This is a genomic window from Ignavibacteria bacterium, from assembly GCA_017303675.1.
Classification (GTDB): domain Bacteria; phylum Bacteroidota; class Ignavibacteria; order Tepidaquicellales; family OLB5; genus OLB5.
The window spans coordinates 905,693-928,980 of record JAFLBX010000002.1 but is presented as its reverse complement, the minus strand read 5'-3'; the positions used below and the strand labels follow the sequence as shown (position 1 = coordinate 928,980).

Here is a 23,288-nt window from a genome sequence, read left to right as displayed (position 1 = left end):
AACCAGCTTTGGTGGCATCGAAATCGGTTCGAACTGACAAGTCTCTCGTTTCGTGTAATTTGTGCAATTCGTGGTTAACTGTTTTAAAGAGAGTGATAAAATATAAAATTTGCGTGTGGTTGCTTTAATGGTTGTAATGTTAGTTTAACACACCCCGTCCGCCAAGTGCCGGACACCCCTCTCAAGAAGGGAATATACTTTCTGCCCTTAGTGCCTTAGTCGTGAAATTTTGTTTTGATCCTCAGCATAAAAAAAGACGCATTACCTGCGCCTCTGCTTTAACCTGCAACTTATAACCTGAAACTTGCAGCCTGTAACCTTCCTTCGCTCTGCTCAGTAAGGCTAGCCTGCTGCCTGTAACTGCTAACTTCCCCAATCCCTGTTATACCTGAAATCGACATTAACAGTGCGGTTTGAGACCTTTGCAATTATCGGCGGTACGCGTTTGAACTGGTTAAACCTTATCTTGCCGCGCAGGGTTTTTATGAATTGCAGCTTAAAGCCAAGATCGGTAAGCTCCTCATCACTATAACGCTGGTCTATCATGTAATAGAGCAGCTCATCAGCTTCGCGGTAGGTGAAGCCAAGCTCCCCTTCATCGGTCTGCCCGCTCCACAGGTCAGCCGAAGGCTTCTTCTTGATAATTTGTTTGGGACATTTAAGAAGCTCTGCCAATTGCCAAACCTGGGTTTTGTAAAGATCGCCTAATGGATTTATCGCGCTTGCGCTATCGCCATACAATGTTGAATATCCCAGCAGAATTTCAGTCTTATTCCCCGTGCCAAGCACAAGGGCATTTTTTTCGTTTGACTGGTCATACAGGCATATCATTCTCATTCTTGCCATGATATTCCCGAACCTTACCTTATTTTTCAGTATATCCGGATCATTTTCAGCAAGCGAATCAACTGCGCCCGTAAGGTTAATCAGCATGCTTTTAATTTTGAGGTCTTTTACAACTGAAAGGGCATCGCTTACGCTATCAGCGCTTGAGGTTTTGTAGGGCATCATAACACCAAGCACATTTTTTGGACCAAGTGCTAACGCTGCTAAATATGCGGCAACAGTGGAATCAATTCCGCCGCTTAAGCCTAATACAACTTTTTTCAGCCCGAAGCGTGTTGTTTCACTGTGTATAAAGTTAACCAGGACCTTAACTAAGTCCTGGTTAACAGGTATTTCAAATGGATTTGATCTTTTTGAAGAGTTTTTTCGTGAGGCTTTAATTACGGGTTCTTCCAATTCTTTTTCCCTTTATAAGCCATTTTATCAGAATATGTGCAGATTTTACTTCTTTGAAACCTGGTAAACTATCTTTCTTATTGTATCAAACTGAAGATAGGGGAACATCTCTTGTATTTTATCTATAGCTTCGCCAGCACTCATTTCTCTTCTCATATCTTTGTACATCTGGCGGATCTTATAGTCACGGATAGCTTTTTCATCCAATAATTTGTATTTTTTCAAATTATTATATGTCTCATCGTCAATCAGCTCGCTTAACGGATTATCGGTCTTTGACTTAACTGTCGGCTTCATTTATGCCCTCCCGTCCTTTCGGACTATTAGTTTATTAATATAACCTTTTTCTGGATACGGTAACTTAAATTTCTAGTCTCCTCATCTCCTAATGTTACAAATATAATTAAAAAGCAAGTTAAAAATCAAGTAATCCAATAATTTAGCTCCATTTAATTACACTTAACTTTAAATAAATATATAGTTACAGAACGGTTATTTCTTTGTTAATTAAACGTCAAACCAATCGAAATCGTTTCATTAAGGTTTAATAAGACTTGCAATAACCTGCAATTATGGTTATTTTAATCAAAATTTTTAGGATTTATGGAGAGGTTCTTCAGGATTTTTTATTACACCGCATTCACGGTATTTGTTTTATCCACTATTCTGGTCATATTTTCGCTTGTTGTTTCATTTATAGCGTTCTTATACTGGTCTTCTACAGTGATACTTCAGTATATACTGCGCTTAATTTAAAACTATAAGTAAAATAATTTAATCTTTTTATGTTAAGAAACTTACAGCTTCGCATCTTAATCATATTTTTTACATTTTCGGCAATATATTTTTCAGCCTGTAAGCAGGGCGAAGAAATAATTACTCCTATTGACCCGCCGGTGGTACTTGATACTACAAAAATTTTCTCAAAAACATTCGGTTCGCAGCTCTCAGATCTTATCACCGGTTCACGCCAGACTAGTGACGGCGGTGTGATCTTATGCGGTTATACAATTTCAGGCGCTTTTGGCGATAATGATATATTCATAATGAAGCTTGACGGTTCAGGCAACATTGTATGGTCAAATCTATACGGCGGCTCAGGTAACGACCAGGCTACTTCAATAGAAAAAACCTCAGACGGCAGCTTTATTATCAGCGGCACAACATCATCATTCAGCGGAACTTTTGACCCGTTTGCCATGAAAATTAATCAGGCCGGGGTCATTGAGTGGAGCAAGCTCTACAGATGGTGGAACGAAGATTATTCAAACAACATTATACAGACCGGTGACGGCGGATATATTTTAACAGGATATTCCAATTCATTCAGCATAGGCAATTATGATATTTTCTCTTTAAAGATATATCAATCCGGCGGCCTGATGTGGGCACGCGCATATGGCGGCCCTGAAAACGATTACGGAAATTCAATTAAAACCACGCCGCAGGGCGGCTATATTATCGGTGGCTATACATTTTCATACGGTACAGGCGGCGATGCATATATTCTTAAGCTGTACGGCGATGGGGTGCTTATATGGAGCAAAACATACGGCGGGGCAGGGTTTGATAATATTAAAGACCTGCAGAACACTTCAAACGGATATATTGTTTGCGGCTCAACAAGCTCATTCGGCTTAGCCTTTGAAAACGCTATGGTTTTCAATATTGATAACCAGGATGGTTTTGTATACTGGACAAGAACTTTCGGCGGAAATGGCCAGGGAGTTTCGAATTTCCAAAAGGTGTTAAATACTCCCGATGGCGGCTTTTTGCTGGCTGGAAACCTGCAGGAGCTGGCGAAGAACCAGCAGGATATAGCACTTGTTAAATTATATGGAGATGGTGAGTTTAACTTCGCTAAGATATTCGGAGGCGCTGCCAATGATGCAGGTACATCAATATCTTACACAACCGATGGCGGAATACTGCTTACCGGCAACACGGCATCATTCGGAGCTGGCAGCAATGACGCGTATTTGCTCAGTCTCTACAATAACGGCACTGGGTGCCTGCAGGATAATCCTGTAACACCGGTTGGCGGTAACCCGCTTATGGAAGTAAATGAGCAGACATCAACATACCTTGATATCAATTTTTATGAAACTGCATCTGCTACATGGAATGTTGGTGCATTTAATGTTGTACCTAATTCACAATGTATACAGAATCCTGCAGATAACACAAATACGGTTACTGTTAAATAACTTAAATTTTTTAGAGCGGTTTATAATTTGAAAGTACCGACATTTCAGAAATTCGGTTTAACAAAAGCACAGCTTAAGAACAGTGAAACCAGGGATAAGAAGATATCTGATATCTTAACCCACCATTTAACTATTGGCATAGGTATAGCGTTCGGGCTGGTGGTATATGTTCTGTATTTTACAAAGGTGCAGCCTGATAATTTCATACAGATAGTAACACAGGTATTTATCTTTGCCAGCCTGGGAATAATCTGTGTAGGCGTACCTGCTCTTTTATTCAAACTGGCAGAAATGTTCTATTTTAAACAGATAAAAGAAAAAACTGAAGAGCATAAAACCATTGTTAAGTTCACAAAAGAACGGGATGAATATGATTTTTGGAAGCTTCGGAAAGACTACAGCTTCTGGAAAATGCTTGACGGATTGAGTTTTGAAAAGGAAGTAATGAGCGTTTACCTGCATCTTGGTTATGAAGATATGGCAGAAATTTCACCTGATGAGTTTGAAAATGACAGGATACTTAAATTTGAAGGGAAACTGCATTATTTTACATTCCATACAAAAATTACTGAATTTAAAGATTCTGCTGAAATCGATAAATTGCTGGAAAGAAAAGATAAAAATAACTGTGAAGACCTGAAGATATTTTCAAATAGCGGTTTTCACAAAAGCGCTGCAGGCTATATCGAAGGTAAGCCTGTAAGCCTGTATGATATAAACGGGATAATAAAAGTTGTCAGAACAGTTAAATTTTAAGGCAGATCCAAACAAACAAACAGCGAACAAAAACACTAAGATCCTTGCGACACTTGGTCCGGCTGCGGATACCAAAGAAAAGATAATCGAGCTTATTAACGCAGGTATAGACGGCGTCAGGCTTAACTTTTCACACGGCGGCCATGATTATTATGACCAGGTTTTTAAAAATGTTAATGATGCATGCGTAGCTACAAGTGAGCCTATCGCGATACTTATCGACCTCCAGGGTCCGAAAATACGTGTAGGCGAGCTGCTGCTGCCTGAATATGAGCTAAAAGAAAACGATCACCTTGAAATTACGATGCATGATATAGTGGGCACCAAGGAAAAATTTTCATGCTCTTATAAAGGTCTCGCTCACGACGCCAAAATCGGCGACCATATTTACATAGATGACGGATTGATAAAGCTGCTTATCATAGCAATTGACCATGATTCAATTTTCTGCGTTGTGCTCGAAGGCGGTACTCTGAAACCAAGGAAAGGGATGAACCTTCCCGGGATGGAGCTCAGTCTGCCATCGCTTTCAGAAAAAGATTTCGAAGATCTTGATTTCGCGCTTTCTCACAGGGTTGATTTCATCGCGCTTTCTTTTGTTCGGAAAGCCAGTGATATTATCGAACTCCGGAAATACCTGGTTGAAAAGGGCTTTGATAAGAATATTATAGCAAAGATAGAAAAACCTGAAGCGGTTAAGAACTTCGATGAGATACTCGAAGCCGCTGACGGAATTATGATAGCAAGGGGTGATCTCGGTGTGGAGCTTCCTCCGCAGGAAGTACCCGTTATTCAGAAAAGTATCATCCGTAAATGCAACCGCCTCGGTAAAATGGTTATTACAGCAACACAGATGCTGGAATCAATGATACATAACGCTGTACCCACACGCGCTGAAACCAGCGATGTAGCTAACGCTGTATGGGACGGCACAGATGTTGTGATGTTAAGCGGTGAGACATCAGTGGGTGAGTATGCAATAGAAGCCGTTGAAATGATGCAGCGTATCCTTGTTAAAACCGAAGCCAATATGCACCTTGTCCAGTTTGAAAGAAAAGAACGACCGCTGACAGTCGAAGAAACAGTGTTTGATTCTGTTGGCAAAGCGCTGGCAGAAATGGCAGTGCAGCTAAACGCCGAAGCGGTGGTATCATTTACCCGCAGGGGCAGAATGGCGAAGGCTATGAGCAAGTTCAGGCCTAATACACGTATTGTTGCAATGAGCGACAGCTTTGAAGTTATGAATGTACTCAGGCTCATCTGGGGCATTATCCCGGTTTATTTTGAGGATGTACCTGATGAGCAGACAGCTATTAAAGCTGCTAAAAAAATACTTCGTGATAAGAAAATTGTTAATGAAGGCTCTACAATAATCTTCACTTCCGGCGCGCCAATTGATGAAAAAGGCAAGGATATCTGGATACGCTTTGCTAAAGCTTAATATTAAACCCTGAACGTAGTGAAGGGTCTCATTTTGTTAAAATATTTTTTTTCCGGAATCAATTCAAGTTTTCCCCTTTTAAATTGTTTCTTAAGTTAATTTTCTGAATTTTTTTAGCCTTAATTCTCAGAGATCCTTCGCTTACTGCCTGCACTATCGTTTCGGCAGTTAATCGCTCAGGATTTTGCTGTTTTTCGCGGTTTTTTATGCTATATACCGTAATACTTTTAACTACATACAATTGGTTTAATGAACTATATGCAAACGAAATACGGTATGTTATATTTGTATCAGAGTTAATTAAGGAAAGAATATGAAACACTTACGATTTGCAATAGTTAAAATTAATCCCTTCTGATTTTTACCCCGTTTTTTTCTCCTATATCCTCTTTATTCCCTGTTCAGTGAAAAACCGAACAGGGATTTCCTTTTAATAAAAGTAACTGTTGAGCATAATTATAAGCCGTTTAGAGAATTTGTATTTTTAGTAACAATTATTTTGCTCCACTAAATTCATTTATTTTTCTTTCCCCTTTAATAAATCACCCAATATCCATAAATTTACCCGTTCAATAAATTTTTTCCTCATTCCCAAACTCCTGTTTGGGAATGTAATAATAATTTGTAATTTGAATAAAATACTGCTAATAACATTTTTTTTGTTACTGTTTCCACTCAATATATTTGCTGACAGCAATATTGACGGGCAGACTGTGACCTTCACACAATTCATAAATGAAATGGCTGTGTGTACGAAGTACACAACATTTGAAAATGTTAAGATCCGCTATAAAATGCCCGATGATAAAGAGGGGATGGATAAACGTTTTAACGGAGGTGAGCCGGAACTGTTCATAAACCAAAGTATCCGGCTTGTTAACTGTGATTTTGATGTTGACTACTGGCTGGTATTGCGAAATGTGACATTTAACGATTACTTCGCAATAGCGAACTCATCACCGCTTAAGATAATTTTTAAAGAATGTACATTTAAAAAAACACTTAGGATTTATAACAGCAATATCGATTTCATAGATATAGACAGCTCAAAGCTTGAACACGGTTTTAAATTCTTCAGAAATGATGTTAAAGACAGACTGACATTAAAACACTGCTATATATCGGTTAACCCATCATTATTTGGTGATACAGATGCGCTGGATATGGAGCCAAGGCTTTTCAGGTTCGCGAACAAACAGAACGGGTTTGATGTGGAAATAACCGAGTGTGTCTTCAGCCTGCCGGATAACTTAAGGAACAATCCGCAGTTCTTTTTATCATTAACGGAATCTGATTTTAAGAATCTCAGCCTTACGGGAAATGTATTCAACTGCACTGTAGATCTTTCCGAATCAACTGTGGGCAATGCATTTGTCACTAACAGCTGTGAATATAACGGTAGTCTTGTGCTGGATGCATTCAACATAAACCCTATAAACACCAGGGTGCAGTGGTCAACGGTTGCCGGCAACCGCATTGCGATATTCGATCACAAAGCCGGCAAGGTATATAACGGTAATCACGCCGATAGCATTGGCAGCGAAGTTAGATTCGCGAGCCTGATTAGCTGTTATGCCAATTTTTATAATGCGTTTAAATCACAGGGTAACCGTATAGCTGCCAATGCATGTTATGTGGAATGGAAAGATATTGAAACAAAGTATCTTAATAAACAGTATTCATCGGGAGTTGATAAGAGTGTATTCTTCAATTACCTGATGAATGTTTTCCTGAAAACATTTTGTGACTACGGTACAAATCCGCTGAAGGCAATACAGATAGCATTTTATGTGCTGCTTTTCTTTGCGGGAATTTATTTCTTCTTCCCGTATTCGATACTTTCTTTCCACAAACGTAGTATGTTTGACCAGTTAAAGATTTACGGTAAATATCTTTCATCGCCGAAGAGTCTGCTGGAAATTGAGGACTCAGTAATTGCTAAAGAGAGCAAAACCCCAACATATGATGAATACATGAGCTTTGTAACGGAATCCAAAGGGAAGGTTCCCTGGTATTTTAATCTGTTCGGAAAGCCGCTTTATTTCCTCGAGCTCATACGCAATAAGCCCACAAAGTTATTCTACAGGCTTATTGATATTTTCCCTGATGAATGGGAATCAATGAGCCAGACAAAAAAAGTAATTGCAACCGTAATGTATGGTGTAGTTTTTATGCTTACAGTGCTGTGGTTTTTTCTTATACATGTGCTTGATTCCGTTGCGCTAAGCCTGAACGTGTTTTCAACACTGGGCTTCGGGCAGATACCTATTAAAGGAATTCCCCGATACTTAACTATTCTCGAAGGATTCATAGGCTGGTTTTTGCTTAGCATTTTCAGCGTTTCTTTAATTAGCCAGGTAATACAATAATTTCTATGAGTAATCTCGAAGACCTATATCATGAAACAGGGATTAAAGAAAAACCTAATGAGTCTAGGATCAAACCAGCTATTCTAAAATTTTTTGTTTATATTATTATTCTGGGTAGTATTATATATTGGGCATATCTAAAAAATATTCTTGATTTTAGTACTTCTCAGCCTTATTATTTTATTGTCTTAGCAGCACTATTTTTATATGTTATTTTCAATAAGTTAAATTCTTATTGGGAAATAGTAAAACAAAATAGAAAATTCTTTAAGCCATAATGTTGATTCTGGCCATTTGAAATATACTGATAATCAAACTTCATAGCAGAGTAATGTTGTTAGCTGAAATTAATCGCAATCGTAGAACCCTCTGCAGAAAAGTCATGTTTGCCTGCCTTATCGAACGTAATGAGAGAAGGTAGAAAAAAATCACTTGAAAATTAGAAGCCCCGAAGAGGCAGCGTGTTTGATAGCCTAATTAGCATTTGAAGGGACAAGCAATTGTAAAATAGCTCCGTAGGAGCGCCATGTTTGTAGAAAGTTAAACCCAAGAAAATCAGAGCTCCGTAGGAGCGATATGTAAAAAAATGGCTAATTCATATTCACAAATCTACATTCAAATAGTTTTTGCAGTCAAAGGCAGACAAAATCTGGTCAAAAGAGAACACAAAGAGGAATTACACAAATACATCACCGGGATAGTAAAAGGCAAAAAACAAAAAATGCTGGCAATAAATTGTATGTCTGACCATACCCACATGTTTATTGGTTTTACACCTGATATGAAGATTTCGGACCTTGTTAGGGATGTAAAATCTATTTCATCCGGTTTTATAAATGAAAAGAAATTTGTAAAAGGAAAATTCAATTGGCAGCATGGATTTGGCGCTTTTTCTTATTCACATTCGCACATTGATAGGGTTGTGAAATATGTTCTAAATCAGGAGGAACATCACAAAAAGAAGACTTTTCGAGAAGAATATATTGGCTTGCTGGAAAAATTTAATGTGGAATATGATCCAAAATACATTTTCGAATTTTATGATGATTAACATATCGCTCCTACGGAGCTATAGACCATTAAGAAACCAAATTTTTTTAAACCAATGTTGAAAAAGATTATCATCCTGTTATCATTTGCGATTTCGCTGAATATCCTATCTCAAAATGAAATAACCACGGAGAAGCTTATTGGATGTTGGGTTCAGACCGAATCAGGCTTCTGGAAGAATGATAGTATATATCTTATAAATAATTTGGGAATGTTGAACGGAGTTTATGATGGTTTATGCTTTGACAAAGATTCTGTGGAGTTTTTGCATGGGTTAGATAGATTTGATCTTTTGTATTCTTCAAAAGAATATGATTTAAGGAAAAACTCTGATTTTATCTGGAACAATAGAAAATGTAAATACTATATCGAAGGTAGTAATTTATTCGTCGTTAGAATATTGTTCAATGATACTTCTAAAATAATCATCAAAAAAAATAAAAACGATACTCTCATAATTAAAAAAGGGAATTATTCTGAATCATTCATTAAAAAGTATTACAACTTTGACTCCATTATTGCATTTAGAAAAATTACGATAATTGATGATGGTATAGGCGAGGTAATTCGACCTGCATACGTTATGGAGATTTTTGATAATAGAACATTGAAATTATTTACTGACGAGAGCCGTATTTTTGAAAAAGGAACCTACATGGCAAAAATTCCGAAAAATAATTTTGATCTTTTATTAAAGTATTTCAGTTTTCTCAATTTAAATGTGATTAATAATAAGATGTTTGATGGAGAAAACTCAGAATCAACTCCCACTACAATTGTTATTGAACTTAAGGATAATCAAAAGATTTTTGTCCGATCTAATGGGTATTATGAACCGCATGAATTTAGATGGTTCCTGAGACTTTTGTATAGCTTATATTATAAATTAGATTGCACAAGGATTAATTAAATGAAATTCTTCAACTTCAAATTCATTCTGACCGCAACATTAACATACATTCCATACACCGCGCTATGGTTTTTTTGGCATAATAATTTATTTCATAAATTATATTATTCCGTAAATTCATTTTATTCCATTAATGAGCAGAATATCTGGCTCATGAATTTTGCGAATGCTCTTCTTGTGTACGGATTTGTATATTTTTACCGCCGCTTTGTTAAGCCGGATACACTCTCATTTAAAGCTGCGCTGTGGGGTGTGTATTACAATTTATCTGTTACAGGATTTTATACATTTATGCTCATGGGTGCGTTTAAGGAATGGAATGCATCAATTTTAATCCACGATCTTATATGGGCTGTTTTAAGCGGTACAATTTCCGGGCTGTTGGCTTTTCATCTGAATAAATATTTTGGCGGAAATCTCAAGCAAATCACTTGAAAATCCCGAAATTTAAACTTACATTTATTTAACAATTTCCATTGAATTTAACCTAATCTATGAATAATTTTACCGATTAAAGCATTAAAATAATTAAAATTCAGGTAAAATTGGCAAAAACAGTAGGTTCTGTTTTATTCGTACTATTATTCACAACCCTAAGCTACGCTCAGCAATACGTAACGGTTACTGCATCCCCTCAGAAAAAGGATTTTTATCCCAGCGAAAACATTCGTGTTAATGTAAAAGCTGATATTCAGGGCGGCTATCACATCAATGCAAACCAGGTCAGCGATCCTGATCTAATCCCTACAACTATTGAAGTAGATGCGGGCAGCCTGAAGGTCGGGAAGATCTCATGGCCGGGTTCGCATAAATTCAAATTCAGCTTTTCTGAAACTGAGCTTGATGTTTATGAAGGCTCAATTACTATTGGTGTGAATTTAAAAGCGCCTAAGGATATCAAGCCGGGCAAATATGATATTTCAGGCAAGCTGAATTACCAGGCTTGTAATGACAGAGCTTGTTTCGCGCCTAAAGATGCGCCGTTCACAGTTACAGTGGTAATAAAAGAAGATACTGCAAAAGTTGATACTTCAAAAACTGAAACACCGAAGGATACAACTAAAAAAACCGATACGCTGGATAATTCTGTTAAACAGGATACAACTTCCAAAACTCAGCTTACCGAAAATAAAAGAGATACAACCCAGTTAGTTACATCCACTGAAAATAAAAACCAGATAGCAGCATATATTGAAGAGAACGGAATGTTCGTTGCTCTGCTGATAATTTTTGTGCTCGGCATTGGACTTAATTTAACACCATGCGTTTACCCGCTGATTCCAATAACAATAAGCTATTTCGGCGCGCAGGTATCAAACAGCAAGGGCGGAAAGCTTTTAATGGCTCTTTTCTATGTGCTCGGCATGTCGGTCACATATTCAGTGCTTGGACTCGTTGCTGCGCTCACAGGCGGAGTATTCGGAAGTTTACTGCAATCACCGCTTGTAATAGGTTTTCTGGTGCTCATTTTCCTTGCACTTGCTTTGAGTATGTTCGGGGTTTATGAAATTAAAATTCCGCAGTCACTTGCTAACTTCAGCGGTAAGAACCGCCAGGGATATTTCGGCACTTTTTTGATGGGTCTTACAGTTGGTTTTATAGCTGCTCCCTGTATCGGACCGTTAGTTCTAAGCCTGCTGGTTTATGTTGGTCAGATTGGAAGTCCCTTTTTAGGATTTATAATGTTCTTTGTGCTTTCACTTGGCCTTGGTTTGCCATACGTTTTCCTTGCAATGTTCTCAAGCTCCATCACAAAGCTGCCGCGCTCAGGTGAATGGATGGAAGGCGTAAAGATAATTTTCGGGCTCATGATGATCGGACTCGCACTTTATACAGCGCAGCCGCTGATGTCTGTTGAGCTTTACGAAATTATATTCCCAATATTCCTGATACTGAGCGGTATTTATCTTATAATGATAGACAGGAAAGCAGTTGCTGCAGCAACATATACCAGGATAAAATACGCTATTGCGATAGCTGTAATAATATGGGGCGCTATGAACCTGCATTTTGGCGAAGAGCAGGTTGTTGGCACAGGTAAGTATGAATGGCAGATGCTGCAAACCCAGTCATTAATAGATGGTTCAATTGCAAAGTCAAAAGATAAGCCTACTATTATTGATTTTTACGCTGACTGGTGCGCTCAATGTAAAGAGCTTGATAAATATACTTATGTTGATCCTAAAATTATTGAGCTTTCCAAAAAATTCAATAACATAAAAGTTGATCTGACAAAAGGCGATAAAGAAATTGAAGGCAAGTTCAAAATACAGGGTCTGCCTGTTGTTGCCTTTATTGATAAGAACGGAAAAGAAATGGAAGACCTGAGGGTCACAGGCTTTTTAAAGGCTGATGAGTTCATAAAGATTATGGAAAAAGCGCTTGCAAGGTAATTAAGTGAGCGTGTAACCAAAATGTTTTTTAAATTGTTCTGTTAATTAAGAAATTAAACAATATATAATGAGATTTTTGAAATTTGCCGTATTAATGCTGCTGCCTTTAACATTATTTGCTCAGAATAATTTTGAGCCAGGTTTCAGGCTCAAAAGCAGTGATAAGAAGATCATACCCCTGTCACATATCGATGCCGCCCCAATGAAGCAGAATTCAGGTTCCAGCTTTATTGATTCCGTTACCGGCACTGAAACTAAATCAACAGTCAGGAAATCAAAAAAATCACCCGGACTGGCATTCATTTACGGACTTTTAGTTCCGGGAATGGGGCATGTATATGCCGACCGCTTTAATACCGGTAAATATTTCATGATATCTGAAGCCACACTGTGGCTTACTTACGCAGCTTTTACAATTTACGGCAATTGGCTGCTTGATGATGCCTACAGCTATGCTACAACCCACGCAGGTATCACAGTTGGTGATAAAGCCAGGGATGATAAGTTCTTTATTGATATTGCAAATTACAGCAATGTTGATGAGTATAACAATGAAAAGCTACGCTTTGGTGAATATGACAAGCTTTACCTGCCTGAGAACGGCTATTACTTCTGGTGGAATTCAGATGAAGAGCGCAGGCAATACCGCGGCGATAAAATTGGCGGTGACAGAACACTCAATGACAGGCTTTTTGTTGTAGGCGCAGTTCTGATAAATCACCTGGTAAGCGGTATAAGCGCAGTTTTTGCAGCTAACGGTTACAACAGTGATATCAGTAAAAAAAGCTCAGGCGGTTTAAGAATGAACGCAGGTGTTATTAAGAACTTTAACCGAATTGATGGTATTAAGTTCAGTATATCAAAGAATTTTTAGCTTTGCCTCATACAGCAAAACTAATTGATAAAAACACCGTAAACCTTAAGCTGCTTATTGAATATGACGGTAAAAATTATTCAGGCTGGCAAAGACAGAAAAATGAGCCAAGCATTCAGCAGAAAATTGAAGACTCTCTTGCCGTAATCTTTAAAGGTGAGAAGATAACAATTACCGGCGCAGGCAGAACAGATGCAGGAGTTCACGCATATGCGCAGTGCGCAAATTTCAGGATCGATGGATCCAGGCTGCAGAAAAAGGGTACTGAGCGCCTTAAGAATTCACTTAACGCATTGCTTCCCGGTGATATTGTAATAAAGAGTGTAAAAAAAGTAAGTGCCGGTTTCAGCGCGCGGTATTCAGCTAAAAAAAGAGAGTATATATACCGTATCACGGAAAGCAGCAGGGCAATTGACCGTGAAAAAGTTTACAATATCAAAGGCAGCTTGGATTTAAAAATTGCCAGGAAGTTCTGTAAAATTATTACAGGCAACCACTCATTTAAAGCTTTATGCAAGAATAAAACCGATGATCACGGGTTCAGAAGCATAATTTACACCGCTGCAGTAACAAAGAAAAAAGACGGTGTTATAGAGTTCAGAATTTCAGCCAACAGGTTCCTGCATTCAATGGTAAGGGCAATTACCGGGGCTATGATAAAAACAGCAACAGGCAGGATGCCGCTGGAAGAATTCACAGAAAAATTCAAAAAGGGAGATGAAATAAAGATACAGTACGTACCTTCTAACGCTTTATTTTTATCAAAAGTAACTTATTAAAACCATGAAAATTAAATTATCCGCAGCGCTTGCAGCGCTGATCTTCACAACCTCATTATTTTCTCAGGAGCTTAACACTCAGGAGCTGTATCAGCAAAAACTTTCTTTAACCGGAAGCAAAGAGAATTCTTTTGATCTTTCTTCCACCCGGAAGCTGATCATAGAAGATAAACTATCCGGTGTAAACAGTGAGCTCAGTAAAGAAAAAATATTTCTTTCGGATTCCTATAAATTTAATAATGCTGAAAGTAAGTTCCGTGCTGCTGAAGATAACCTGCAGGTTAAGAAAAAAGAAAAATCAGTCGGTCTTGGTGTATTGCTTTCTGCAGTATTGCCGGGGGCGGGGGAGTTCTACGGCGGTAATTATCTTAAAGCAGGTATATTTTTCGGGATAGAAGTGCTTGCATGGGCAACTTTTGCGTACTTCGAAAGCAAAGGAAATAAAAAAGAAGAAGAGTATATTGCTTATGCTGACCAGTACTGGGATGTAAGAACTTACGCAAGATGGCTTAAAAATGAAGGTTTCAGTGAGTCCAGCGGAATTAATCCCGATGAGCCGAACCGTGATATTCTGCGTGAGCAGATTATGGTTTGCGAGCGCGCTAATTTCTCTCACACCATGCCTGAATACGGTTCACAGCAATACTATGAGCTGATCGGCAAGTATCAGAACTTCCAGGCCGGATGGACAAACTTAACGCACATTCCAACAAAGGCTGCGGGTCCTTATAACTACCAGACTTACCGTGACCCGGTTTTTACAAACTATGCTTCTGAAAGGCAAAAAGCTAACGATTTTTTTGATTATGCTAAGATCGGGCCGATAACTGCAATAGTGAATCATATTCTGAGCGCTGCTGATGCCGCATGGGTAATTTCAACCTATAACAGCAAGATCAAGCTTGAAACCGGCTTCAGGATGCAGAACAGGGTATCTCCATACACCTACAGGATTCAGCAGTTTCCCACATTCAATGTGGCAGTAAGTTTTTGATTTTCTCAAAATGTAAAGACGCCCCGCTGGGGCGTCTATTATTATTACACGTTGTAAGCTAGCAATGCAAGAGCGGCATGTATTTATTTAATTGTTAATTTATTGAGTTAGCCTTTTTTATTATGCAGCTCAATAAACTCTCACCCTGAGCCTTTCGAAAGGTGAAGTCATCCCTCGACAAGCTCGGTATGAGTAACTACTTTAGATGAGAAATTACTCTATAAGTTTCAAATAATTCAAGAAAAGGTATACCCTAAACAAGATTAACAAACAAATACTTTATACTTTTTCAGCTTAAAATATTTTGCAGCAGCCTTTATATCTTCATTTTTAAACACGCCGTAAACTGTTGAGCCGCTTCCGCTCATTAACGCATATTCAGCCCCTGAGGATATCATGTCATATTTTATCTTTTCAATTTCAGGATATTTGCTGAATACTACACGCTCAAAATCATTTATCATCAGCGCGGAATTATCAATTGAATATTTTTTAACTCTGTCTAGCAATTTTCTTTTAACACCTTTAATTGCCAGAGCTTTAAAAGCCCATGGAGTTGAAATATGAATTCCGGGGTTTACAAGCAGTATTTTTCCTTTGATTCTGAATTGAGAAAGGGGAGTAAGCTTTTCACCCCTTCCTGCAGCGTAAGCTGCTTTACCAACAAGGAAAAACGGAACATCACTGCCTGCGGCAAGCGCAATACGGGTGATTGCTGAAGTACTTCCTTTTATACGGAAATGCTTAAGTAATATCTTAAGCAGTGCGGCAGCATCAGAGCTGCCGCCGCCGAGTCCCGCCCCGGTTGGAATATTTTTCTTAATATAAACATCAATTTTGTACGACCCATTTATTTCAAAATTACTCAGAAAAATTTCTACGGTTTTATAACAAATGTTATTTTTGCCCGATATTTTTTCCTTTGAATCAGTTTCAACTGAAATCACATTATTACCGGTAGTTTCTGATATTTTCCTTATCTTAACGGTTAACACATCACTAAGCTTTACCGGGTAAAATATCGTTTCCAGGTTATGATAGCCGTCTTTTCTTTTGGAAAGGATTCTGAGCCCTGCATTAATTTTAGCGGGTGCTGTAATTTTGTAAATTGCTGTTTTTCTTTTTTTCATTCGAGCAAAATTGCAAATTTAAATAGACTTTACAATCTAAAATTTAAGTTCAATCCTTAACCAAAAATGCCGTAACTAAACGGCATTTAAGAGGAAATATCAAATTGAATATTCGCAAATTTTCAAGTATTTTAGCACCCTATGAAAAAAATTATACCGCTTCTTCTTGTTTTGATGAGCTTTTCATCATTTTCGCAAATTGTACCTTTTACAGTAAACCTGGATACTTCAATTACAAAGACCCTTGATAGCGCTTTGATCTACGTTAAAAATCCAACAAACAAGGTTATAAACGTTACTTCAATAAGAAACACATCTCCGTTTTTTTTCACACGTATTAATACTTTGAATGTTAATCCCAATGATAGTTCAGCGTTATGGGTAATATATTCATCTTATCATAACTTAACGTACCGTTCATTTTTAATTCTGGATGCGCGGGTGCCCAACGGGGGAATGCATTATTCATTGGTATATGGATTAATTGCTACTTCCAAATATCCTGATGTGATCTATGCATTTTCGCAGGGCTTAAGCGATGAACCGCTTAAATCTGCGCTTAAAACATTTACTTCTACGGGTTATATTTCACTTGGCTACAATACAGCCAGGGACAGGATGTTTGAAACTGTAGATGATTACGGCGGCGATACTATAGAATGTATTTACAGCGGAAGGAAAATTTACGCTACAACACGAACCCAGGCACAGAACCAGAATTTTGATACAGAACATACATGGCCGCAGAGCTTTTTCAATGAAAATGAACCGATGAGAAGTGATATTCATCACCTGTTCCCGACCTATTCACCGGCAAACAATGCCAGGTCATCATATCCGTTCGGTTTTGTGGTATCCAATATCACTTACCAGGATGGCGGTTCAAAGCTTGGCAGGGATGTAAATAATAATATTGTTTTTGAACCAAGAGATGTTCAGAAGGGAAATACAGCGCGGGCAGTGTTTTATTTCATAACCCGTTACCAGAATCACGAAAATTACCTTGCCCTGGTTCAGGAAACTGCTTTAAGGCAGTTCCATGCTATGGATACGGTTAATGCAAGGGAAAGAACAAGAAATGACAGGATAAAAACCTACCAGAATAACCGCAATCCGTTTGTTGACCACCCGGAATTTGTTGAAAGGATAGCTGCATTTTACACTACTCAAAACACAGCTCCTAAAGCAAAGATCTCTGCAGCGCCGTATACCGTAAACTTTGATACGCTGTCTAATCCGGGGGATACTGTAAGTTATTTTGTATCCATTTGTAATTACGGCAATACTAATTTAAGTGTCAGCTCTGTTACTTCAAACAATCCAGTTTTTACGGTTGAAAGCTTTCCCGCAACAATAAGTGCCAACCAGTTCGGTTATGCAAAAGTTAAATTTACTCCAACTTCGGCTAATACTTTTTATACAGGTGTGCTCACGATAAATAACAGCGATAGTACTCTGAATATTACACTGAACGGTGTAAGCGGAATTGTAAACGGTATAACGCCTGTTGCAGGTGAAATACCACGCAGCTTCAGCATGTACCAAAATTATCCCAACCCGTTCAATCCTGTAACGAATATTAAGTTCAGCATTCCTAAAAGCGGATTTGTAAAGATTGATGTTTATGATATTAACGGAAAGGCTGTTAGAACGCTGGTTTCGCAAAATCTGCCTGCAGGCAGCTTTATTGCTGATTTCGATGCTTCTTCGCTTACAAGCGGAGTCTATTTTTACAGGTTAACATCCGGTTCATTTACTGAAACCCGAAGAATGATATTGGTGAAATAACAATCTATGGTATCTTAAACGTTGTGTACTTTCTTGTGAAGGATACTGGATATTAACTTAAAGTATATTAAATAGATTCTTCTTTTTGTATATTGTTAATGTAAATCTTAATAAACTAAAACCTTCAGGAGTTCATTATGAAGAATCTATTTTTATTGCTTCTAGCCGCTTTATCTCTTACCCAGCTTATTCCATCTCAATGGGTTTACCAGCAGGTACCAAATAATGCAAGTTATTTCATTTCGCTGGATTTCATTTCATTAACAAACGGCGCAGCCGGCGGTATTTATTCAAATAATTTTACAGGCAGGGGAGTGTATACAACAAATTCCGGTACTAACTGGTTTGTTTCAACAGTACCTGATTCATGCAGGGTTATGCTTGATATTGAATTTGTCGGCAATTCAACCGGTTTTTGTGCCGGTGCATATAATACCTCTGTTTTAAATAACTCTCAAAGTAATACCGGTTTAATTTATGATAAAAAAACTTACCAGGTTATTAACAACCCTGAAAGTTTTAATGGAGCAGGGTATAAAGGGCTATTCCTTAAAACAGTCAATGGAGGGCAAAGCTGGGCAACTTTCGGAAGCTTACCTGTTAACGTTTATTATATGCTTGGAATGGACTTCATCAATGAAACTACCGGTTATGCGATAGTATCATATGATTTTTCAGGGGGCGTTAATGACGGTGTAATAAAAACGACCAATGGGGGAGTTAACTGGTTTACGCTGCCAATGCCTGAAATAATAAATCACTTGAGTGATATTGAATTTATAAACAGCAGTACAGGGTTTGCAGTTGGTTATGATAAAGTAAACGATTCTGCCCGCGGTGTTATTCTGAAAACTACTAATTCAGGTTCAAGCTGGCAAAGACAGGTTTCCAGTCAGCATATGCAGTATCGCAATATTTGTTTTACTGATCAAAATACCGGTATTGTAATATCCGGTTTAACAGGCCTGATAAACTACCCGGCAAGCAATATTTATAAAACAACAAACTCAGGTTTAAGCTGGAGCTTGATCACAACTCTTCAGGATATAGAACTTCAGGATGTAAATTTTTTAAAAGGTACAGGAACTGCTTTTGTATGCGGTTCAAGATATCTGCCGGGTTTCGAAAGTATAGACTATTCATCCAAAAGCTCTAATTACGGTTCAAGCTGGCAGGCAGGTACATTCAATGATACAGGTCTGGGATTTTTTACTTCTGAATTATTAAATAACAGCTCCTGGTATCTGGCAGGGGGTAATTTTGATGCACAATTAAGTCCTGTAATTCTTCATACATCTAACGGTACACCAATTGGTATTATTAATGAAGGCAATCAACTGCCTGATGTGTTTTTACTCGAGCAGAACTACCCGAATCCTTTTAATCCTTCAACAAACATAAAATTCAGCATCCCCAAAAGCAGTTTTGTATTACTTTCTGTTTATGATATTAACGGTAGTGAAGTCAGCCAGCTTGTAGCTCAGCAAATGAGCCCGGGTAGCTATAATGCCAGCTGGAATGCTGCAGGTTTATCCAGCGGGATCTATTTCTATGTTCTTGAATCTGGAAGCTTTAAAGAAACTAAAAAAATGATTTTGTTAAAATAAATTATTAACAGGTTTTATGCTGAAAGTAACAGTCATTCTAATATTATTTGGTTTTATTCTAAACGGATGTTCAAAAGATGAACCGCCGGCTCCGGGTGATAGTGATATTGTGTATGTTTGCACTTCAAATTCCGCTAAAACATACCACACACTCAGGGATTGCGGTTCATTGAAACAATGTAAAGAAGATGTGCTTGAAGTTACCAGGAAAAAAGCACGTGAGAATGAAAGAATTATATGTATGAACTGCAGTAAAAAACAGGATAGTAATTTTAAGGATTCTGTTTCAAAATAAACCAATTAAGTATCAGCTAAGCTCTTATAACAATTATCAAACATGGTATAAAAACGAAAGGCAGCTTTTTCAAGCTGCCTTTTCAGGGGGATTGGTTGTTTAAGCCGATTATGCTATGCTTAATATTTGATCTTTTTGAAGATTGTAATAGAAAGCAGGCTGTGAGTCATTATCGTGATTTTTAATATGTCCCAGCATTAAAGCCTGAACTTTGTTTGCTTCTGCCATATTATTTAATTTTTCAAGATATTTGTAGTGCTTATCAAGGAATATCTTTGATTCCTTATAGTTACCTTCAATGCTGTAGTTCTCACTGTATATCTTGCAGATCTTGCTTAAGTCTTTGTAAGACTTTGCTGTTTTTGCAAGCTTTTCAGCAATGTGTAAATATGTTACAGCTTTTTCGGTATCTTTGAATTTAAGATATAATCTTGCAAGCCCTGTATTAATTCTTAAAATATTCATTATATCGTTGATCTTTTCTGATACTTCAAGCCCGTCTTTGAAATACTGGATACTTGCTTTGTAGTCATTAAGCTCAAAATATAATTCGCCAAGCTCGCATAAAGTATGGTCAACAGAGCTTTTATCGCCTATTTCCCTGTAATACTTTAAAGCGCGGTTGTAATATTTTATTGCTTCAGGGAAGCATCTCATTTTTGAATAAGCTTTTCCTAAGTTTGCATAAACCTGGGTTTCTGCCTGGCGGTTACCGTACTTTTTCATAAGAAGCATTGCTTCGCTTAAATATGTAATAGCGTTTGCAAAATCTTCCATGTAAATGTATGTTCTGCCGATGTTGGCTAAAGTAAAGCTTTCATCAATAATTGATTTCTTTTCCTGGGTTTTCTTCAATGCTTCTGTGAAGTACATTAAAGATTCATGGTAGCTTCCTGTTTCCAGGTAAACTATTCCCAGGTTATTGTATAAAGCGTAGTGAATTTCAGTTTCACTGCTTTTATATATACTTAAGCTTTCGAGGTAGTTGTTTAAAGCGGCTTTTAGATCGCCGTTCTGCTGGTATGAAAGTCCTCTGTTTGTCAGTACTGTTGCTTCAAAATTCAGGTCGCCTATTGACTGAAGAACGAAAATGCTTTCATCGTAGTATTCAATTGCTTTTGTGAAATCGCTTAATGAATAGTATACGTTTGCGAGTGCATTTAATGTTCTTGTTTCACCTCTTTTATCTTTAAGCTTTCTGTATAAGCTTAAAGCTTCCTGGTAATATTCTATAGCAGCCTCAAAATTTGAAGACAATCTGCATGAGATACCTGCATTCAGATAAGCTTTGGCAAGTCCTTTGGAATAACCTAAGAGCTGTGCCATGCTTATAGCTTCTTTGCTGAGTGATAGCGAGAGGTTGTTGTTGTCTTTTCTTGCTTCATCTGCTTTACTGTTAAGTAAATCAACCTCTTCAAAGCTATTTCTGTTGATTGTTTTTATATTTTCTGTAGATTTCATTTTTTGTGTATTAGAAAATAGTTTTATTGAAGTAGGTTATTTTACTAAAGTCATTTTTTTGATGTCTCTGAAGCTTCCTGCTTCGAGCTTATAGAAATATATACCTGATGATAAATATGCTGCGTTAAATGATATATTATGTGTTCCTGCTGTTAAGTTCTGGTTTACTAAAACGTTAATTTCCCTTCCAAGCATATCATAAACTGCAAGCTTAACGAATGTTGCTTCCGCAAGATCAAATCTAATGCTTGTCGAAGGATTGAACGGATTAGGATAGTTCTGGTGAAGACTGAAGCTACCCGGATTGGTATTTTCAAGGTTAAGCTCGCTGTTATCGCCGAACTCTACTGACATAGTTGAAATATATGTTGATGAGATCCCGGCTTCAACTATCAGTTCACTGAAACCTGTAATTACTACTTTTTTAGTCGGTGTAATTGCTATATCTTTTGCAATATCTGTTGAAGTACCTGTGAAAGTATACCTGTTAACCTGGGACTGAACCCCGTTATCTACGTTATATCTGACTGTTGCGTAGTCAAATGTATTAGTTGTACCCCAGCTTTTACCGGTTACAACAACACTTTTTGTGTTTGTATTGTTTAACAGAATACCGATTGAGCCTGCAACATCTTCGCCGCCGCCTGTGCCGTTGTATTCTGATGCCCAGGTCTGAACGCCGGTGCTGCTGTATTTTAATGTCAGGTAGTTCACGCCTCCATTAGAAGAAGTTGTTTCACCTGTAATGTATGTTGAGCCGTCTGTATCTACTACTATTCCCCAGGCTTTGTCATTTTGATTGCCTGAACCGTTGTATGTTTTAGACCATACTATTGAGCCTAAAGTGTTGTACTTAGCTGTATATGTATTGGTGGTATTGGCTGCTTCAGTGATATATCCTGTAATGAAAACATTATCATCAACATCAACAACAATACCCCAGGCTTTATCTTCTGAATTCCCGGTCCCGTTCACGGTATTTAACCACTGGAGGACACCGCTGCTGTTGTATTTTAAAACTGCTATATCAGTGTTATTCGAGCCTGATTCAGAAACAAATCCGGTTACATAAACATTTCCGCTGTTTCCAACAGCAATACCCAGACCCTGTGCATTCAGGTTCCTTATTCCGTCCTCGCTTGCTGTCCATAAAGGTGTACCAGCTGCGTTGTATTTTCTTACAAGAATATCGGTATAACCGTCAAGTTGTGTTGAGTAGCCTGTTATATAAATAAAGCCGGAAACATCAACTGCTATTCCAAGGCCTTTATCTATTGTGGGTGTATCAGCTCCTGAATAAGTTTGTGCCCACTGAAATGTTCCGTTTGAGGAATATTTAATGATTACTACATCTTCAGATTTGCCGGTAAACTGAGCAAAACCTACTACGTAAACGTTTCCTGCATTATCAACGCAGATACCGTTACCTTCATCATTTAGATTTGCTGTTCCATTATAACCTCTTACCCAGGCCGTATCGCCATTTTGGTTGTATTTAATAGTTATAATATCGTTTTGTGATGCCCCTTCGTAGGAATATCCCGTAACATAGCTGTTTCCTGAAGCATCGCATGTTACAGCATTGCCCTTGGCATTGGTAAAATTAACATCTCCTGCGTAATTCCCGTAATTAGAAACCCACTGTGAGTATGTTAAACTGAATGTACAAAGCAATAATGCAGTAAATAGTAGCTTTTTCATTGTTTTGTTAATAGTTAATTAAATTGGTTTTTTTAGATCTGTTTATTTCTTCTATGACAAAATTAGCCTTTTAAAGCTGTTTTTTAGGTCACGGTGCACGTTACAATGGGTTATTTACTGCATTCACGGTAGAAGAATTGTAGAATACTAAGAATTTTTATCGTTTTTATTTGTAATGCAGTTACGAAATAGCTCGGTTATTAGTCTAGGGTTGTAGTAGTAAAATCGGTTAGATTATAGCTATTTCACGGTATGTTTTTCGGGAATTGATGATGAGGTATGATTAATTGC

At 37.8% G+C, this 23,288-nt stretch carries 19 protein-coding genes; 14 read left to right on the top strand and 5 right to left on the bottom strand.

Going from position 1 to position 23,288, the window contains the following annotated elements:
• Positions 1–363: 363 nt before the first annotated feature.
• Together J0M37_13625 and J0M37_13620 are read right to left on the bottom strand one after the other, a co-directional pair.
• The gene (locus J0M37_13625) at positions 364–1,179 is read right to left on the bottom strand and encodes an NAD+ synthase (GenBank protein MBN8586125.1); all 816 of its coding nucleotides are present in this window, start codon (positions 1,177–1,179) and stop codon (positions 364–366) included.
• A 108-nt stretch (positions 1,180–1,287) separates the two neighbouring features.
• Positions 1,288–1,539 carry a hypothetical protein gene (locus J0M37_13620; GenBank protein MBN8586124.1) on the bottom strand — a complete coding sequence of 84 codons (252 nt, stop codon included), beginning with the start codon at positions 1,537–1,539 and terminating at the stop codon, positions 1,288–1,290.
• Positions 1,540–2,027: 488 nt separating this feature from the next.
• Here J0M37_13620 and J0M37_13615 point away from each other — a divergent pair, with 488 nt between their 5' ends.
• The 11 genes from J0M37_13615 (at position 2,028) to J0M37_13565 (ending at position 15,015) form a co-directional block, all read left to right on the top strand.
• The gene (locus J0M37_13615; protein MBN8586123.1) at positions 2,028–3,449 is read left to right on the top strand and encodes a hypothetical protein; all 1,422 of its coding nucleotides are present in this window, start codon (positions 2,028–2,030) and stop codon (positions 3,447–3,449) included.
• Positions 3,450–3,476: 27 nt separating this feature from the next.
• Positions 3,477–4,205, top strand: coding sequence for a hypothetical protein (locus J0M37_13610; protein MBN8586122.1), 729 nt, complete (start codon positions 3,477–3,479; stop codon positions 4,203–4,205).
• Complete coding sequence (gene pyk, locus J0M37_13605) at positions 4,183–5,646, top strand: pyruvate kinase (protein ID MBN8586121.1); 1,464 nt, start codon at positions 4,183–4,185, stop codon at positions 5,644–5,646. The genes J0M37_13610 and pyk overlap by 23 nt, the downstream gene beginning before the upstream one ends.
• Positions 5,647–6,305: 659 nt before the next feature.
• Complete coding sequence (locus J0M37_13600) at positions 6,306–8,015, top strand: hypothetical protein (GenBank protein MBN8586120.1); 1,710 nt, start codon at positions 6,306–6,308, stop codon at positions 8,013–8,015.
• A 586-nt stretch (positions 8,016–8,601) separates the two neighbouring features.
• Complete coding sequence (tnpA, locus tag J0M37_13595) at positions 8,602–9,066, top strand: IS200/IS605 family transposase (GenBank protein MBN8586119.1); 465 nt, start codon at positions 8,602–8,604, stop codon at positions 9,064–9,066.
• A gap of 54 nt (positions 9,067–9,120) precedes the next feature.
• Positions 9,121–9,975: a hypothetical protein gene (locus tag J0M37_13590; GenBank protein ID MBN8586118.1), complete on the top strand. Its 855-nt coding sequence runs from the start codon at positions 9,121–9,123 to the stop codon at positions 9,973–9,975.
• Complete coding sequence (locus J0M37_13585) at positions 9,976–10,410, top strand: hypothetical protein (protein MBN8586117.1); 435 nt, start codon at positions 9,976–9,978, stop codon at positions 10,408–10,410. It begins immediately after the preceding gene.
• A gap of 110 nt (positions 10,411–10,520) precedes the next feature.
• Positions 10,521–12,368, top strand: coding sequence for a protein-disulfide reductase DsbD (gene dsbD, locus J0M37_13580; GenBank protein MBN8586116.1), 1,848 nt, complete (start codon positions 10,521–10,523; stop codon positions 12,366–12,368).
• A gap of 67 nt (positions 12,369–12,435) precedes the next feature.
• Entirely contained in the window at positions 12,436–13,242 is an 807-nt protein-coding gene (locus J0M37_13575) for a hypothetical protein (protein ID MBN8586115.1), read from the top strand.
• 2 nt (positions 13,243–13,244) lie between these two features.
• A complete protein-coding gene (gene truA / locus J0M37_13570) occupies positions 13,245–14,021 on the top strand; it encodes a tRNA pseudouridine(38-40) synthase TruA (protein MBN8586114.1) in 777 nt (258 codons plus the stop codon).
• 4 nt (positions 14,022–14,025) lie between these two features.
• Positions 14,026–15,015 (top strand): hypothetical protein, encoded by a 990-nt coding sequence (locus J0M37_13565; GenBank protein ID MBN8586113.1) that lies wholly within the window; start codon positions 14,026–14,028, stop codon positions 15,013–15,015.
• A 263-nt stretch (positions 15,016–15,278) separates the two neighbouring features.
• Here the strand turns inward: J0M37_13565 and ispE are convergent, their stop codons facing one another.
• Complete coding sequence (gene ispE / locus J0M37_13560) at positions 15,279–16,145, bottom strand: 4-(cytidine 5'-diphospho)-2-C-methyl-D-erythritol kinase (GenBank protein ID MBN8586112.1); 867 nt, start codon at positions 16,143–16,145, stop codon at positions 15,279–15,281.
• A 141-nt stretch (positions 16,146–16,286) separates the two neighbouring features.
• On the opposite strand from ispE, the gene J0M37_13555 reads away from it, so the two are divergent.
• The 3 genes from J0M37_13555 to J0M37_13545 all read left to right on the top strand — a co-directional run bounded on the left by J0M37_13555 (position 16,287) and on the right by J0M37_13545 (position 19,835).
• On the top strand, positions 16,287–17,933 hold the full coding sequence (locus tag J0M37_13555) for an endonuclease (protein MBN8586111.1): 1,647 nt from the start codon (positions 16,287–16,289) through the stop codon (positions 17,931–17,933).
• Between the two features lie 614 nt (positions 17,934–18,547).
• On the top strand, positions 18,548–19,540 hold the full coding sequence (locus tag J0M37_13550) for a T9SS type A sorting domain-containing protein (protein ID MBN8586110.1): 993 nt from the start codon (positions 18,548–18,550) through the stop codon (positions 19,538–19,540).
• A 16-nt stretch (positions 19,541–19,556) separates the two neighbouring features.
• Positions 19,557–19,835 (top strand): hypothetical protein, encoded by a 279-nt coding sequence (locus tag J0M37_13545; protein MBN8586109.1) that lies wholly within the window; start codon positions 19,557–19,559, stop codon positions 19,833–19,835.
• 108 nt (positions 19,836–19,943) lie between these two features.
• Here the strand turns inward: J0M37_13545 and J0M37_13540 are convergent, their stop codons facing one another.
• Complete coding sequence (locus J0M37_13540) at positions 19,944–21,296, bottom strand: tetratricopeptide repeat protein (protein ID MBN8586108.1); 1,353 nt, start codon at positions 21,294–21,296, stop codon at positions 19,944–19,946.
• 36 nt (positions 21,297–21,332) lie between these two features.
• A complete protein-coding gene (locus J0M37_13535) occupies positions 21,333–22,997 on the bottom strand; it encodes a T9SS type A sorting domain-containing protein (protein MBN8586107.1) in 1,665 nt (554 codons plus the stop codon).
• Positions 22,998–23,288: the final 291 nt, after the last annotated feature.

Coding starts and splice junctions, on each gene's coding strand:
- J0M37_13620 (MBN8586124.1), bottom strand. CDS start 1,539: ATGAAGCCGACAGTTAAGTCAAAGACCGATAATCCGTTAAGCGAGCTG.
- J0M37_13615 (MBN8586123.1), top strand. CDS start 2,028: ATGTTAAGAAACTTACAGCTTCGCATCTTAATCATATTTTTTACATTT.
- tnpA (MBN8586119.1), top strand. CDS start 8,602: ATGGCTAATTCATATTCACAAATCTACATTCAAATAGTTTTTGCAGTC.
- J0M37_13590 (MBN8586118.1), top strand. CDS start 9,121: ATGTTGAAAAAGATTATCATCCTGTTATCATTTGCGATTTCGCTGAAT.
- J0M37_13585 (MBN8586117.1), top strand. CDS start 9,976: ATGAAATTCTTCAACTTCAAATTCATTCTGACCGCAACATTAACATAC.
- J0M37_13575 (MBN8586115.1), top strand. CDS start 12,436: ATGAGATTTTTGAAATTTGCCGTATTAATGCTGCTGCCTTTAACATTA.
- J0M37_13565 (MBN8586113.1), top strand. CDS start 14,026: ATGAAAATTAAATTATCCGCAGCGCTTGCAGCGCTGATCTTCACAACC.
- ispE (MBN8586112.1), bottom strand. CDS start 16,145: ATGAAAAAAAGAAAAACAGCAATTTACAAAATTACAGCACCCGCTAAA.
- J0M37_13555 (MBN8586111.1), top strand. CDS start 16,287: ATGAAAAAAATTATACCGCTTCTTCTTGTTTTGATGAGCTTTTCATCA.
- J0M37_13550 (MBN8586110.1), top strand. CDS start 18,548: ATGCTTGGAATGGACTTCATCAATGAAACTACCGGTTATGCGATAGTA.
- J0M37_13545 (MBN8586109.1), top strand. CDS start 19,557: ATGCTGAAAGTAACAGTCATTCTAATATTATTTGGTTTTATTCTAAAC.
- J0M37_13540 (MBN8586108.1), bottom strand. CDS start 21,296: ATGAAATCTACAGAAAATATAAAAACAATCAACAGAAATAGCTTTGAA.
- J0M37_13535 (MBN8586107.1), bottom strand. CDS start 22,997: ATGAAAAAGCTACTATTTACTGCATTATTGCTTTGTACATTCAGTTTA.